This window comes from Rummeliibacillus sp. G93, from assembly GCF_023515935.1.
Classification (GTDB): domain Bacteria; phylum Bacillota; class Bacilli; order Bacillales_A; family Planococcaceae; genus Rummeliibacillus; species Rummeliibacillus stabekisii.
Genome location: NZ_CP097314.1, coordinates 2,094,244 through 2,108,843 on the forward strand (window position 1 = coordinate 2,094,244; position 14,600 = coordinate 2,108,843).

Sequence of the window (14,600 nt, forward strand, 5' to 3'; positions counted from 1 at the left end):
CAATTCAATCTTTTCCACTAGCGAGGATTCGGCTGTTTCTGTTTATCTGCAAAAATACCGTTTAAACCAACAGACTCATGCCATTCCGCTTTTTAGACAATAAAAAAACTTCTGTCGATTAAGACGAGAAGTCGAGTATTTACGGTTATTTGACCGTCACTTTGACCGATTACTTAATCGCCAAGAGGCTTTGTTATAACATTTGTCTTTTCCAATTTAATTTCTCCCTTGAATTTTCTAATGTAGGCGTACATTTCTCTCCCGCTGCTTGGGCTTCAATTGATATCACCACTTCGACTTTAAAGGAACTTCGTGAGGGTGATTCTTCAAAATTCATCTCAATCTTTGAGGAACTACTCGATGAATAAATCAGTGTAAAAGTAGCTCCTTTCCCTTTCGGATTCTTTCCATTTTTTTAAAAACTAAAATTGCTTCAAACCTTATTATATCAAGGCTTGAAGCATATCAATATTAGTTCAAACTTTTGCTATTTATTTAAAAGCTGAAATAGTGAACTCCCAAGGTATATTCTCATTTTCCCAACCTCTATGTTCATCAAACTTCCTTAACTTAAAACCTGTTTTAATGACAGAATTTATTATTTCACTCAGTGTAAATAATCTAATTGAAACATTAGGAAACTCTTTTTGTTCATTCTCATCAAAATGATTTTTATAAGCTATATCTCCATTATGCAATTCCTTATTAAAGTAATTCAGTTGAATTTGATATTCACTATCATTTAAAGGGTTTTTAACTATGCACCTTCTTAATGGGTGGAAGTCACTTAAAACCATTTCCCCACCCTCCTTTAGCAAAATAAAGAGAATGGACATAAACTTATCAATATCATTAAAGTAATGCAAAATTCCTCCCTCTAAATAAAGCATGTCAAAAGAATTTTCAGACTTAACTAAATCAATGTCATAAATATCCGTAACAATATATTCAATAGACGTATTTGCATTTTCTGCTAGTTCAAGAGCATACTTTTTATTTTCTTCTGATATATCAAACACAGTGACTACAGCACCTATTATCGCTAATGGAACTGCTTTCCTGCCATTTGAACCACACAAATTGGCAATCTTTTTTCCTTTGATGTTTTGAAAGAACTCTTTATGTTTTTTAAGTTGTATTTCAGGATTTTTTAATATTATCTTTGCTTTAGTTTCAGGTGTTCCATCTCTTTTGTTCCAAAATTCATACGCTCTATACTCCCAAGCTTTTTTATTTTGGGAACTCTGCTCATTCATTTTATTACCTCCACTAAAAAAGTTTGATAACCTTTAATTGTTCTTTATTTTTTTAAATAATCCTGCTACCACAAAAATATAAAGTATTATTTCTCTTGAAAGTTTATCAAATGCATAGCCTATGACTTTTTATATAACATTAAAGTCGCAATTCTTCACACTTTCCCTTTCAATGTAAGAAAAAACTACCCTATTTATTTTAAAAATGTATCGCGCATCCATTTATAAAATTTTCCCTTCTCTTCATATTGTGGATAATGCGCTGATTGCTCAAAAGTAATAAATCCTTTCTTGTTGGCTTCAATCATATTAAAATATTTTTTCGCCTCATTTTTTGTAGTCATATAATCATATTTGCCCATAATAAAATAAACCGGTAATTCAAGTTTCGTTACGTTAGTAGGTAATGAATTTTTTAATATGTCCTCTAACAAAGACTTCTGAGAATAGGCCAACCCACGATTATAACGGATTAGGTCTAATAAGTTATACTCACTACTGAGTAATATACCTAAGTTATCTCCATCGGGGTTTTCAATGAGTCTGACACTTCCGCCATATTTAATAACATAATACCGCGGGGTAAACATCTCGCCATTTTTAATTTTTTCAGTTAACCCTTGTAAATATATTACATCATCTGTATTACCAGCTTTTTCAGCCTGCTTAATAACGTAGTTTAAGCTTTCAATCTCGCTTTCTACTTGATTACTCATTTGTCCAATACCAATATATGCTTCATACTTCTCAGGTGCTTTATGAGCAGCCTGCGTGCCAATATATGTACCATAAGAATGACCAATTAGTATTACTTTTTCTTTGTCGAGCCGCTCTGATATATAATCCGTCAAAGCCATTAAGTCATCCACTAGTATGTCTGACGAAAGATTAGAATAGTCCTCAAAAAAATGATAGGATTTTCCACTTGCTCGCTGATTATAATTAACAATCGTAAATTTAGTTTCCAGTAAGTCTTGGTAGTTTTCTGCATATGGTATTTCCGAGCATCCAGGTCCTCCATGTACAAAAATAATAACAGGATTATCCTTATCAGTGCCACGTATCATTATTTCATGATTACTTCCATTTATCTCTACTTGTTCTAATGCACTTATACTGTTATCACCTTTTATATGCGAAGTCCAAGTAGGGCAAAAAAGTGCTATGATTAGCCCTATTAAAATAATGGCTCCAATATATTTTATTAGCTTCTTTATGATTTTCATCTGTTCTTCCCTTTCTTACATTTTTTGTAAGTTGAATTATCGAATCTTTATTTAAAACATGCTTGTTTCATTTCATATTTCAACTCTACAGATAAAAGGTCATATACTGTAGTGTCAATAAGTCAATAATAAGTCATCACTATTTTGAAAAAACGACCAATTATGACGATTGGCTATAATCTATTAGGCGATCCATGTAAATGGTGGACCTCCTTATGAATTTCCCATGAAGTTCAAGTTAGTTGCAATAAAAAAAGAGAGTGTGGACAAAGTTAATTTGACTTTGTCTACACTCTCTTTTTTCAATATTTCTTATCTTCTATAAGACTCTCTTCCATTGCTTTCATAATAGCTGAAGATCTGTTTTTTACATTTAATTTCGAATAAATGTTAGAAACATAATTTTTCACAGTTCCTACCGAAAGAAACATCTTTTCTGAAATGTCTTTATTGGACAATCTTTGAGTTAAACATTTTAATACTTTTAATTCTTGATTATTTAAATCATATGGGTTTTTCATAGAATTATGATCGAGTTGTTCCGAGTGTTCGTTTTTAGTTAATTGTATCTGACCAAACACTTCTTTGGCTAATTGTTGAGGAATAAGAGAACCTCCGTGATACACCATTTTAATTCCCTGAACCAAAAATTCAGGATCAACAGCCTTTAATATGTAACCCTCTGCACCAGCATGTAAGGCATTCAAAACGTGTGTAACATCTTGAAAAGTAGTAAGTATAATAATTTTTATATGGGGCCATTGTTTTTTAATTTCTTCTGTCGCCTTTACACCATCCATCACCGGCATTTGAATATCCATTAGAAGAATATCAACATTTTCCCTTTCACATAAAGCAATGGCCTTCTCTCCATTTTCCACAGTTCCAATAATCTCAATGTCAGAAATGCTTTCTATCACAATTTTTAAGCTCTTTCTTAAAATCTCTTGATCTTCGACGATTGCCGCTTTTATCATGATAATGACACTTCCTTTGCCGTAGGTATGTGACACGTTATTCTCATACCAGCATTCAATTTCGAATAAAATTCCACTGTACCTGCCAACGCTGATATTCGATCTTTCATTGAATGTAAGCCGAACCCTAAATGCAATTCACTAAAGCCCATTCCATTATCTTCAATTAGTAGAATTAATCCTTCTTGATTAAACGAAATAGTCACATTAATAATGGTAGCCTGCCCATGTTTTTTCGCATTTGTAAGCCCTTCTTGTATACAACGAATAATCGCAAACTTTACCCTTTCGCCAACTTTGGTCGCTTCTCCTTCGACTATCAGTTTTATATCCGTTGATGTATGTCTCATAAAATCAATAATCAATTCTTGCACAGATTCAATAAGTGTTTGATGAGGCACGGGCGACATCTGGTGAATTGTCTTTCTCACATCATGCAATCCATCTCGTGCTAAATCCGAAATCTCTTTTATACTTTTTTCTGCTTCTAATTTATCTGCCCGATATAGAAAAGGAAGAGCATCTAAACTCGTTATGACTGAAGTGAAAATATGGCCTACTGTATCATGCAAATCTTGTGAAACTCGATTTCGTTCTTCCTTAATCGTCAGTTCCTCAATCTTTTTTGAGTAATATTCCAAGTCTTCGTTTTTTTCCTCAATGGAAGTTATTAACGATTTATTTGCGTTATTGACAAGTGTCATCCTTCCTAAACATAACCCGATACCATAAAAAATAGTTGTATCAATGAAGCGAGCAAAGAAACCCTCATCAGCGAAGAGATCACCGGCCAATGTGCCAGCAAAAAATATAGAAATATATAAGAAAGGTCCTAACCAAATTAACGGCTTCACTTGACAAGCATAAGCTACAGTAAGCATAGGCCAGAATAGAAAACTGTAAGTCTCTGATATTTCATATTGGATCGAAAGGTAAATAAAAGCTGAACCCGTTAGCAATACCTCAGCAAATACATACTTAGGGAATTTTATAAGCCCAGGCCTATAAAAGAGGTGGGGTATTATGTATAAACTAATAGCCCAAAAAAGTAAAATCCACTTGTTTAAGCCTGTCGTTCCTACGACTATCAAGTAGCCAATATTCGTAATCCATATTGTACGAATAAGAAATAGAACATAGTCCAACCAACGCCATTTTCTTTGCTCCCTAATTGCATTCATACTTTTATATCCCCCAACTTCCGCGTCTATACCATTATTCCTAAAATCCTTTGCCATTTCATTCGTATAATTGTATGGTATGTTAACTCTACGAGAGAAACTTGTATAGTTTTTCTTTAAAATCCCAGGCATGATTGCATCTTTTAGATTATGTACTTCAGTTTACAATTTTACCTAAATTTTAACCCAAATTCATTAATTTATTCTAAGGCTTTATTCAAATAAATGGCCCAGTTGTTGAACAATAGTTAAACCAGCAATAAAAATATTAAAGCAGCAAATTCTGAAAGTGAAAAAACATCCTAAAACGTAAATCAGTTAGTTTTCCATTCAGAAAACTCTCTACCATACTTAAAAGTTGGGAAATCTTTTTCATTTTATTGCTATTCTTCCTTTGCATTCTACTTACTTCTTCACAATTTCTTAGTATTCTTTTTATTATTTCGGGCTTTTCTCTGACATTTGTAAATTTCATATTGGTTACCTTACTATCTATTCGTGTTTAGTTTGTAATATCTTTCAAATTAGGAGAATTACAATTAATAACTTGGAAGTAAATTATTGCGGCACACCCTATACACAAAAAACCACTCACTAATAAAACAAACAAATGAATTTTTCCACCTATGGTTGGAGAATTACAAATTAAATAACTAAGGAAAAATAATCCTCCACTTAAAATGAATAAATAAGATGAAAACCATTTATGCCTTTCTTTTAAGAAATAATATCCTATTAGAATTAGCAAATATAAACTGCTTATTGTCATAATAACTGGATAAGTGGGTTGGTATTTTATCGCATAAATAAAATAGTCTAATTGTGATATATCGCTACCTCTATGTACTTCTCCATGTAATAATTGAGAGAATGGGGTTGAATACTTCCATTCCCATGGATTTTCAATAATTGCGCTACCCTCATACCATGCAACAATAGTAGACAAAAATAATAAGATAATGGTCATACCAAACTGAATGAAAAATCTTAGCAAATAAAATCACCCTTCAATATCCTTTTTATATAGTTTTCGTCACATTTGATTTTCTTTACTTCATCCTCTAACTATTTCGTTAGAGAAAAAAAGAATTGAACTTAAGTTATATTAACTTTTAATCTAGCACTTACTATTAATAGGGTATGATGACACCTACACTCACATGATTTACCGAATCTTTTTTAATTAACGGCAACAAATCTTGGACCTTTCCTGTTACAATGACGCCACTAACCAATACAGCGCCTTTTTGTCGGATTGATTTTAAAAGTGGTTTTACATGAGTATCTTTTTCATCTTCTTTAGACAGATTTGATAATCTCACCCTGAAGTTTTCTACGTCTTTTTCTATCCCTTCTATCCCTTTTTTAGGAGCTGTAATTGTAAAACCATATGCGTAGTCACCTATTACATACCTAGGCATTATTGATATATCTGCATCCGGGTTTTGAACCCACGCCCATTGGGCAGTTGGAAATTGATTTAGCATTTGATGGGTACTCATTTCTTCCTTAAATGAAATAGCTAATTCCACAATGTTGAATAATGGTAAAGACCTTAGAAATTCCCTGTCATCCTCTATCTTTTTTCCACCGGGGACATAAAAATTAACCACTCTTTGTCCATTTCGATAATATTGTTGCTCATTATTTGAAGAAGCTGTTATCTCATTATTATAAATAGTTGTTGGAGAATCGTAGATTTTAAACCAAGTTTGTTCGTTATACCATGTGTACGGAATTCCCGCAACATCTTTTACATATTGATCTTGATTAATAGAAGATTCTAAATTATAACTAGTTGTAGATTTATCATAACGTATATTCGCACCATAAACTTCGCTTTGGTCCCTTTTCACTGAAAGATATTCCGACATCGAACGCTGCATTTGATAATGCGCAATAATAAAAATAAACCCTATAACTAATAAGACACCTATCGTAACTATTGTGGATATAATAATTGTCTTCTTTAATGATTTCCTTTTAGCTTTTTTTATAAGTGGTTGGAACCCATCATTCTTATTGAAAATAGAATCTTTATCCAAAACGTTGAACCTCCTCAATCACTTTTCTAACTTTCTTTTTTGCTCTGACTAACATTGTTTTAATTGATTTATCTGTAGTACCATAAATAATAGCTATATCCTTTAAGGTCAATTCTCCACAATATTTGAGGAGCAAAAGTTCCGCATCTTTTGTGGTATTTTACCTAGACACTCTGACAGCATTGTATGTAATTCATTTTTTATCATTATGTCCTCTGGTGTTGTCCAATCTAATAAATCTTCTATCTTAACGGAATTCACATATTTATCTTTATACTTACGCTTCCTTAGGCTATCGTAATATTTATTGATTGCAACTCTGAAAAGCCACGCATCAATATAATCTTCCTGGATTGTATCTAAATATTGGACAAACTGAATAGCAGTTTCCTGAATGATATCTTCCGCATCCTCTTTGATAGCCCCCATTTTTATTAAAAGAAAATATACAGCTTTCAATTTTTTATTTATGTACATTCCTAATTGTTCATCCATAACCACCCTCCTAAATAATTAACGAATGAGTTTCTAAAAAGTAAACAATACATAAAACAATTCATAAAAAAGATAGCCTTCTTTTAAGACTATCCGATAACTTGCCATATTAAAAACTCTATATCATTCATCTAATAACCCCTAGTCAGCAAATAGCATAAAGAAAGATGAATCTGATTCAATACTTAAGTAGAAAGTATATATGACCGCATTATCTGTATTGGAGGGTGTAGTCAATAATCCAGGTAGGAAAACTAAACGGTTAATAAAAGACCTCAAGCTGGGATCAAATAATTATTTTAGTTCAGATGTTTTTTCGCCAGAGAGAATTTCGAAGAGTTCTGCTGACTCATTCTTGTCTAAGTGAGCGTATTTACTTTCAGCGTCAATGACAAGTTCTACCTTATCTTTATTTGGCCTTATCCAAAGTTCATACAATACAGCTTTTGCTTCTATGTTAGGATTTTTATATTGAAAGGCAAATTTATAATCAGCAGGTTGAGCAGGTTGCATATCTACTTTTACATTTTCCCAATCAATGTTATTTAATATCTCTCTCACTTTTGTTACTTGCTCACTGTTGCTGATTTTTTTAAATTCTTCATAATTATTTTCATCACCAATACGCTTTTGAACCACGAGATTTTGTTCTTCATTTTTTATTGGATTTGTACAACCCGATATGAAAATTAAAAGGATTCCTATAAAAACAATTAAAAACTTAAAATTTTTCAAGGCAATATCCCCTTTTATATAATTAGAAGTTTATTTTTTGGAAAAGCTCCAATTTTTCCCTTATGATTATAGCATATCTTCCGTAACAAACCATTATCAAAGCAACGCTCTAGGAACGCCCTCAAACACTTTAAGCGAATTAATTTTGTCTGTGGCTTTATATTCATTGACACAAGTCAATCGTATATAGCGTCAGCATTTATATCCTTCATGTAACTATGTCGGTCTTTTTTTAAAGCCATTCACATACATTTCATAATCGCTAATAGTGCGTGGTCTTAATCCGGCGACTTGCATTTGGTTGACGAATTAAGCGCTTTTCAATCGTAAAATCTGCGCGATGATTTGGCTGTTTTTGTTCACCTTTGAAAATACTGTTTAAATCGGTAGCTCCACGTAGCCAGTCCGCTTTTTAGACAACAAAAAACCTCCTGTCGATTAAGGCCGGAAGTTGAGTGTTTACGGTTAATTGACCGTTACTTTGACCGATTGCTTAATCGCCAGAAGGCGTTGAAATAACGCGGTTTATACCCGTTTTTAATTACGTCCCAGGAGAGATTCGAACTCCCGACCGTACGCTTAGAAGGCGTATGCTCTATCCAGCTGAGCTACTGGGACAAGTTGTCTTCATGAAGTATTATCATGAGGACAATATTTATTATAGCAGGTTTAGAGAATAAGTCAACGCTAATTTACTAAATTACTAAATTTTTTTCTGCAATAATTTGTTTTTCTTCTGTATAAAAGGAAACAGACCAACTATTGCCAGTCTTTTCGATTATCGCATAGCTTTTTTCTTTACGTCCTCTTGGCAGTAAAAGGCTTCCTGGATTGACATAAAGGATCTCATCAACCAGTTCTACACCTAGGATATGGGAATGACCGAACAGCACTACATCTGCTCCAACTTCTCTCGCTCGGAATGATAAGGCGTTTAAATTCGATTTGACGCCAAACAAATGGCCATGTGTTATAAAAATAATCTCACCGTTTATTTCCTTGATGACTTCAGTAGGAAAGTTCATATCATAATCACAGTTGCCTCTGACTTTAAACACATCTTTCAGTTCTGACGCATCAAACGGAAGCTCACTGTCGCCGCAATGAAAGATGGCATCAACATCTAAGTTTTGTTTCTTCACTTCTTGTATTATAGTTGCATCGCCATGTGTATCGCTCATAACCAATATTTTCATAGGTGTTTCCCTCCCTATTGGAGCCAAGTAGGCAAATCACTTGCAAGCTTGCGGATTGCATTGCCGCGATGTGATAAACTACCTTTTTCTGCTGGCGTCATTTCTGCCATCGTCTTTTCTTTTTCTGGCACATAAAAGATCGGGTCATATCCAAAGCCTTGATCGCCTCGTCTTTCAGTCAAAATCACGCCTTCACACGTACCTTTCACTGTTTCTGTCGGCACATCTGGACCTGCGATAGCTAGGCAGCATGTAAAACGGGCTGTGCGATCTTCTGTAGGAACGCCTTCTAAATTCCGAAGGGCCTTATCCATATTTGCTTCGTCATCATGGTCTCCTGCATAACGCGCTGAATATACGCCTGGTTCGCCGTGTAGAGCGTCTATTTCAAGGCCGCTATCATCTGCTATAACATAGGTATGTAATCGATTAGCGACTGTCTCAGCTTTTAATACGGCGTTTTCTTCGAATGTACTTCCTGTTTCTTCGATTTCCATGTCAGGTGCCACATCGAATAATGTTAGTACTTCAAATCCTAATGGCTCAAAAATAGCTTCAAAGTCTTTTGCTTTTCCTTTGTTTTTTGTTGCAATAATAATTTGTTTCATTATGTACGCCCCTTTCTTCTCTAGGTTATTTTAGCATGTTTCCAATTGAAAAGCCCGAAACATGATGTCTCGGGCTTCGCACTATAGTTGTATTCGTTTGACTTGCAAATCTTTTAAGGGTAACCAACTGCTTGCGATGGACTGAAAAATAGGTACCGAACCTGTTGTATAGAAAAGATGCTTAGGTGGGTGTTCATCCATTCTTTCAATATGCAGAAACTCAAGTGTTTCTTCCACATGCTTTGCAGTTTCTTCTGCCGAAGATACCACATGCACTTCTTCTCCAACTACTTCTTCAATCAATTCTTGAATAATTGGATAATGTGTACAGCCTAAAATCATTGTATCAAACCTACTATTTTTCAATGGAGCTAGTGTTTCTTCTACTAGATTAAGTGCAAACTCGCCCTGGTATTGGCCGCTTTCCACAAGCGGCACAAGCCTTGGACAAGCGAGCGCTGTGATAGAGCTAGAAGAATTCAACGAATATATTGCATTTTCGTATGCTCCACTTTTTACTGTGCCAGGTGTAGCAATAACCGCGATACTGCGTGTCTTTGTCGCTTTAATCGCCGCCTTAGCTCCTGCATTGATGACACCAATGACAGGGAAGGGACAACGCTTTTGTAAGCCTTCTAAAGCAACAGCTGTAATCGTATTACAAGCAATGACAAGCATTTTGATATCCATTTTCGAAAGCTTCTCGACAATTTGGTTTGTAAATTCGATGACTTGCTCTTTAGATCTTGTTCCATAAGGACAGCGCGCAGTGTCGCCTAAATAAATAATCGACTCATTTGGCAAATAGCGCAGCATTTCTTTGACAACGGTTAGCCCACCTACTCCTGAATCAATAACTCCGATGGGAGCATTCACTTTAACCGCCTCTATCCTGGTTCATTTCTTCGTATAATTTACTTAACAATATTGATAGAGATTGAACCTGGTCACTAGAAAAGTCTTTTACTAGGTCTGCCAAATAATTTTGGCGTTGTTCAATTACTTCTTCAATAATGCGCTCTCCTTCTTCAAGCAAATGGATACAAACGACACGACGATCTTGAGTATCTCGAATACGCTGCACAAGCGCATTTTTTTCCATACGATCTACTAAATCGGTCGTTGTACTGAACGCTAAATACATTTTATTCGAAAGATCTCCGATTGTCATGTCACCTAACTCATGAAGCCATTGTAGAGCGATAAACTGTGGTGGGGTAATTGTATAATTACTTAATATTTCTCTGCCTCTTTGCTTAATTAGAGCAGCAATGTGGCGCAGATTCTTTTCTAATAATGCAATCTGTTCGTTTGTTTGAAATTGTTGTGGCTCTTGGTTCGACATGTAGTTTATCCACTCCTCAAAAGGATTACTTATTCCTATTGTGAAGTTTTTTTAGGAAAATGGCAAGTATCCTTTTTAGTCTAGCGAAAACTCTCCTAATCTTATGAGTTCAAGCATTGCTTGAGCACGACTAGATACACCCAATTTTTGGATTGTATTGGAAATATGGTTTCGTACTGTTTTCTCGCTGATGCCCAGCTCTTTGGCAATTTCCTTTGTAGCATAGTCCTTCATTAATAGAAGAAAAATTTCGTGTTCTCTTTTCGTTAATATTGAATGATTAAAACGACTCATTCCGGGCGCCCCTCCAATCCCCTCACATTGTAACTTATGTAGGGACATGGTTAGCTGTGACGGCATTTCAGGGGCTATTTGACTTTATCGTGTTAGCTTTGCCAATTGTTCTTCCTGCCAACGGACAGATTTACCTGTTTTAGCACTTATTTGTACCATTGCCCCGCGGCCCCCAAAACAAATCTCGTCTTTTTCATTTACCGCTAAATAGTGGATATCCATTGAAGACGCGCCCATGTCTGCAATTTTGGCATAGACTTTCAACTGTTCTCCGAAATAAACTTGCTTTACAAAATCGCATTGCAAATCTGCTACCACAGGTATCGTTTCACCATTATTTAACCATTCTTGCATTAATCCTAACGATTTTAGGTAATCAATCCTCGCTTGCTCGAAATAAACGAACGGGACAGTGTTATTCATATGGCCATATAAATCTGTCTCTGAAAAACGTACCTCAATCGGTACATAAAAAGTAAAATCTTCTTTCCAATTTTCGATATTGTTTATGTAGCTTTTTAACATGGCAATTCCCCCTCTGTAAAGAAAAAATGAATAGCTATTCATTAATTATACAGAACATGTAACTCAAAATCTATTACTATCCATAGTTGTAAACTTTTTAGTAAATAGCGTAGCATTATGAATCTCAAAATAAAGATAAAAAACTCCGCACAATGAATATTGTACGGAGCTTCTATCATTCTTAAAAACTAGTCCACCATGTGGTCAGAACCAAAGAAGTTTCTGAACATTTGAACTGTAGTGTCACGGTTAAGTGCTGCAATTGATGTAGTCAAAGGAATACCTTTTGGACATGCAACTACACAGTTTTGAGCATTACCACAGCTAGCAAGTCCACCATCGCCCATGATTGCGTTTAGGCGTTCGTCTTTATTCATCGCACCAGTTGGGTGTGAGTTGAATAAACGAACTTGAGATAGTGGTGCAGGACCGATAAAGTCTGAATGGCTATTTACATTCGGACAAGACTCTAAGCAGACTCCACAAGTCATACATTTAGACAATTCATATGCCCATTCACGTTTACGTTCTGGCATACGAGGACCTTCACCTAAATCATAAGAACCATCAATTGGAACCCATGCTTTTACTTTTTTCAATGAATCAAACATGCGGCTACGGTCAATTTGCAAGTCGCGGATGATAGGGAAAGTACTCATTGGTTGTAATTTAATTGGTTGTGTCAATTGATCAACCAATGATGAACATGATTGGCGTGGACGTCCATTAATTACCATTGAACAAGCGCCACATACTTCTTCAAGACAGTTCATGTCCCAAGAAACAGGTGTTGTTTGTTTGCCGTCAGTCGTTACAGGATTTTCCCGAATTGCCATCAATACAGAGATTACATTCATGTTTGGACGATAAGGAACACGGAATTTTTCCCAGTAAGGGTTAGAGTCCGCATTGTCTTGTCGTTGAACTTCAACTTCAACAAATTTTTGCGCTTCGTTACCCATTATTAGTGACTTCCTTTCGCATAGTTACGTTCACGAGGTTTGATTAGTGAAACATCAACTTCTTCGTAGCTAATTTTTGGATCAAATGAAGGCGTGAATTCAGCAATTGTTGTTTTAAGGAAGTTTGCATCATCACGAGTAGGGAAATCAGGTTTATAGTGAGCCCCACGTGATTCGTCACGAAGCAAAGCACCTTTTGTAATAACATTTGCAAGTGCAAGCATGTTTTTCAATTGGCGAGTGAATTGAACACCTTGGTTTGACCATTTAGATGTATCGTTAATATTAATGTTGTTATAACGTTCTTTTAGTTCTTGCAATTTCACAAGAGTTTTTTCAAGCTTGTCGTTGTAACGAACAACTGTTACGTTTTCTGTCATTACTTCTCCAAGTTCTTTGTGAAGTAAGTAAGCATTTTCAGTACCATCTAGACGAAGTACTTCATCCCATTTCTCTTGTTCTTCTTTTACTGCGCTATCAAATAGAGAAGATGGTAGGTCTTCAACATGTTTGTCAAGTCCACGGATGTACTCAACTGCATTTGGACCAGCTACGCTACCGCCATAAATAGCAGATAATAGTGAGTTCGCGCCAAGACGATTTGCACCGTGTTGAGAGTAATCACATTCACCAGCTGCAAATACGCCAGGAATAGTTGTATGTTGATCGTAATCTACCCATAATCCGCCCATTGAATAGTGAACAGCAGGGAAAATTTTCATCGGTACTTTATGTGGGTCATCACCAACGAATTTTTGATAAATTTCGATGATGCCGCCAAGTTTAACATCTAATTCATGAGGGTCTTTGTGAGAAAGGTCAAGGTATACAACATTTTCTCCGTTAACACCTAATTTTTGATTAATACATACGTCGAAGATTTCACGTGTTGCAATATCACGTGGTACTAAGTTTCCGTATGCAGGATATTTTTCTTCTAAGAAGTACCAAGGTTTACCGTCTTTATAAGTCCAGATACGACCGCCTTCACCACGAGCAGATTCAGACATTAGACGTAATTTGTCATCGCCTGGGATTGCTGTTGGGTGAATTTGAATCATTTCACCGTTAGCGTATTTTGCGCCTTGTTGGTAAACGATAGATGCAGCAGAACCTGTGTTGATCATTGAGTTTGTTGATTTACCGAAGATGATACCAGGACCACCACTAGCCATGATTACAGCGTCAGAACGGAATGCTCTGATTTCGTGTGTAGTAAGGTCTTGTGCTTTAATACCTTTACAAACGCCTTCATCATCAAGAACTAAGCCAAGGAATTCCCAGCCTTCATACTTAGTCACTAGTCCTTCTACTTCCCAACGACGAACTTGTTCATCAAGTGCGTAAAGAAGTTGTTGACCAGTAGTCGCACCAGCAAATGCTGTACGGTGATGTTGTGTACCGCCGAAACGTCGGAAATCTAGTAAACCTTCTGGGGTACGGTTAAACATAACGCCCATACGGTCAAATAAGTGGATAATGCCAGGTGCAGCGTCACACATTGCTTTTACAGGTGGTTGGTTTGCTAAGAAGTCCCCACCATACACTGTATCATCAAAGTGAATCCAAGGTGAGTCACCTTCACCTTTTGTATTAACGGCACCATTAATTCCGCCTTGCGCACAAACAGAGTGTGAGCGTTTTACCGGAACTAACGAGAATAATTCAACTTCAGTGCCCATTTCGGCAGCTTTCATAGTAGCCATTAAGCCGGCCAAACCGCCACCAACGACGATCAATTTGCTTTTAGCCATG

Annotated in this window: 17 protein-coding genes and 1 tRNA gene; all 18 read right to left on the reverse strand. The window is 35.7% G+C overall.

Annotation, left to right across the window (positions count from 1 at the left end; all coding sequences use genetic code 11):
• Positions 1 to 491: 491 nt before the first annotated feature.
• Positions 492 to 1,256, reverse strand: a complete 765-nt coding sequence (locus M2M59_RS10455) for a class I SAM-dependent methyltransferase (protein WP_249774542.1) — start codon at positions 1,254 to 1,256, stop codon at positions 492 to 494.
• Positions 1,257 to 1,450: 194 nt separating this feature from the next.
• The gene (locus M2M59_RS10460; protein WP_249774543.1) at positions 1,451 to 2,482 is read right to left on the reverse strand and encodes an alpha/beta hydrolase; all 1,032 of its coding nucleotides are present in this window, start codon (positions 2,480 to 2,482) and stop codon (positions 1,451 to 1,453) included.
• Between the two features lie 302 nt (positions 2,483 to 2,784).
• Complete coding sequence (locus M2M59_RS10465; protein ID WP_249774544.1) at positions 2,785 to 3,459, reverse strand: response regulator transcription factor; 675 nt, start codon at positions 3,457 to 3,459, stop codon at positions 2,785 to 2,787.
• Positions 3,456 to 4,640 (reverse strand): sensor histidine kinase, encoded by a 1,185-nt coding sequence (locus tag M2M59_RS10470; RefSeq protein WP_249774545.1) that lies wholly within the window; start codon positions 4,638 to 4,640, stop codon positions 3,456 to 3,458. The genes M2M59_RS10465 and M2M59_RS10470 overlap by 4 nt, the downstream gene beginning before the upstream one ends.
• A gap of 502 nt (positions 4,641 to 5,142) precedes the next feature.
• Complete coding sequence (locus M2M59_RS10475) at positions 5,143 to 5,634, reverse strand: YjdJ family protein (protein WP_249774546.1); 492 nt, start codon at positions 5,632 to 5,634, stop codon at positions 5,143 to 5,145.
• Between the two features lie 136 nt (positions 5,635 to 5,770).
• Positions 5,771 to 6,685, reverse strand: coding sequence for an anti sigma factor C-terminal domain-containing protein (locus M2M59_RS10480; protein ID WP_147195890.1), 915 nt, complete (start codon positions 6,683 to 6,685; stop codon positions 5,771 to 5,773).
• Positions 6,678 to 6,821 carry a sigma factor-like helix-turn-helix DNA-binding protein gene (locus M2M59_RS16530; protein ID WP_371923781.1) on the reverse strand — a complete coding sequence of 48 codons (144 nt, stop codon included), beginning with the start codon at positions 6,819 to 6,821 and terminating at the stop codon, positions 6,678 to 6,680. The genes M2M59_RS10480 and M2M59_RS16530 overlap by 8 nt, the downstream gene beginning before the upstream one ends.
• The gene (locus tag M2M59_RS10485) at positions 6,794 to 7,180 is read right to left on the reverse strand and encodes an RNA polymerase sigma factor (protein ID WP_249774547.1); all 387 of its coding nucleotides are present in this window, start codon (positions 7,178 to 7,180) and stop codon (positions 6,794 to 6,796) included. Before M2M59_RS10485 ends, M2M59_RS16530 begins: the two co-directional genes overlap by 28 nt.
• Positions 7,181 to 7,474: 294 nt before the next feature.
• Positions 7,475 to 7,921, reverse strand: coding sequence for a YhfM domain-containing protein (locus M2M59_RS10490; protein ID WP_147195894.1), 447 nt, complete (start codon positions 7,919 to 7,921; stop codon positions 7,475 to 7,477).
• Positions 7,922 to 8,459: 538 nt separating this feature from the next.
• Positions 8,460 to 8,533: transfer RNA gene (locus tag M2M59_RS10495), tRNA-Arg, on the reverse strand.
• Between the two features lie 77 nt (positions 8,534 to 8,610).
• Entirely contained in the window at positions 8,611 to 9,111 is a 501-nt protein-coding gene (locus M2M59_RS10500) for a metallophosphoesterase (RefSeq protein WP_249774548.1), read from the reverse strand.
• Between the two features lie 14 nt (positions 9,112 to 9,125).
• Positions 9,126 to 9,719 (reverse strand): XTP/dITP diphosphatase, encoded by a 594-nt coding sequence (locus M2M59_RS10505; protein WP_150284757.1) that lies wholly within the window; start codon positions 9,717 to 9,719, stop codon positions 9,126 to 9,128.
• An 81-nt stretch (positions 9,720 to 9,800) separates the two neighbouring features.
• Positions 9,801 to 10,595 carry a glutamate racemase gene (gene racE, locus M2M59_RS10510; protein ID WP_249774549.1) on the reverse strand — a complete coding sequence of 265 codons (795 nt, stop codon included), beginning with the start codon at positions 10,593 to 10,595 and terminating at the stop codon, positions 9,801 to 9,803.
• Position 10,596: 1 nt separating this feature from the next.
• Complete coding sequence (locus tag M2M59_RS10515) at positions 10,597 to 11,064, reverse strand: MarR family winged helix-turn-helix transcriptional regulator (protein WP_066788665.1); 468 nt, start codon at positions 11,062 to 11,064, stop codon at positions 10,597 to 10,599.
• Positions 11,065 to 11,139: 75 nt separating this feature from the next.
• The gene (locus M2M59_RS10520; RefSeq protein WP_147195899.1) at positions 11,140 to 11,358 is read right to left on the reverse strand and encodes a helix-turn-helix domain-containing protein; all 219 of its coding nucleotides are present in this window, start codon (positions 11,356 to 11,358) and stop codon (positions 11,140 to 11,142) included.
• A gap of 84 nt (positions 11,359 to 11,442) precedes the next feature.
• The gene (locus M2M59_RS10525; RefSeq protein WP_147195901.1) at positions 11,443 to 11,883 is read right to left on the reverse strand and encodes an acyl-CoA thioesterase; all 441 of its coding nucleotides are present in this window, start codon (positions 11,881 to 11,883) and stop codon (positions 11,443 to 11,445) included.
• A gap of 188 nt (positions 11,884 to 12,071) precedes the next feature.
• Positions 12,072 to 12,845: a succinate dehydrogenase iron-sulfur subunit gene (gene sdhB / locus M2M59_RS10530; protein WP_066788675.1), complete on the reverse strand. Its 774-nt coding sequence runs from the start codon at positions 12,843 to 12,845 to the stop codon at positions 12,072 to 12,074.
• Positions 12,846 to 12,847: 2 nt separating this feature from the next.
• On the reverse strand, positions 12,848 to 14,599 hold the full coding sequence (gene sdhA / locus M2M59_RS10535; RefSeq protein WP_066788678.1) for a succinate dehydrogenase flavoprotein subunit: 1,752 nt from the start codon (positions 14,597 to 14,599) through the stop codon (positions 12,848 to 12,850).
• Position 14,600: the final 1 nt, after the last annotated feature.

What these genes read in the sequence shown, in the direction of transcription:
- M2M59_RS10455 (WP_249774542.1), bottom strand. Translation starts at nt 1,256, where the DNA reads ATGAATGAGCAGAGTTCCCAAAATAAAAAAGCTTGGGAGTATAGAGCG.
- M2M59_RS10460 (WP_249774543.1), bottom strand. Translation starts at nt 2,482, where the DNA reads ATGAAAATCATAAAGAAGCTAATAAAATATATTGGAGCCATTATTTTA.
- M2M59_RS10465 (WP_249774544.1), bottom strand. Translation starts at nt 3,459, where the DNA reads ATGATAAAAGCGGCAATCGTCGAAGATCAAGAGATTTTAAGAAAGAGC.
- M2M59_RS10470 (WP_249774545.1), bottom strand. Translation starts at nt 4,640, where the DNA reads ATGAATGCAATTAGGGAGCAAAGAAAATGGCGTTGGTTGGACTATGTT.
- M2M59_RS10485 (WP_249774547.1), bottom strand. Translation starts at nt 7,180, where the DNA reads ATGGATGAACAATTAGGAATGTACATAAATAAAAAATTGAAAGCTGTA.
- M2M59_RS10500 (WP_249774548.1), bottom strand. Translation starts at nt 9,111, where the DNA reads ATGAAAATATTGGTTATGAGCGATACACATGGCGATGCAACTATAATA.
- M2M59_RS10505 (WP_150284757.1), bottom strand. Translation starts at nt 9,719, where the DNA reads ATGAAACAAATTATTATTGCAACAAAAAACAAAGGAAAAGCAAAAGAC.
- M2M59_RS10515 (WP_066788665.1), bottom strand. Translation starts at nt 11,064, where the DNA reads ATGTCGAACCAAGAGCCACAACAATTTCAAACAAACGAACAGATTGCA.
- M2M59_RS10520 (WP_147195899.1), bottom strand. Translation starts at nt 11,358, where the DNA reads ATGAGTCGTTTTAATCATTCAATATTAACGAAAAGAGAACACGAAATT.
- M2M59_RS10525 (WP_147195901.1), bottom strand. Translation starts at nt 11,883, where the DNA reads ATGTTAAAAAGCTACATAAACAATATCGAAAATTGGAAAGAAGATTTT.
- sdhB (WP_066788675.1), bottom strand. Translation starts at nt 12,845, where the DNA reads ATGGGTAACGAAGCGCAAAAATTTGTTGAAGTTGAAGTTCAACGACAA.
- sdhA (WP_066788678.1), bottom strand. Translation starts at nt 14,599, where the DNA reads ATGGCTAAAAGCAAATTGATCGTCGTTGGTGGCGGTTTGGCCGGCTTA.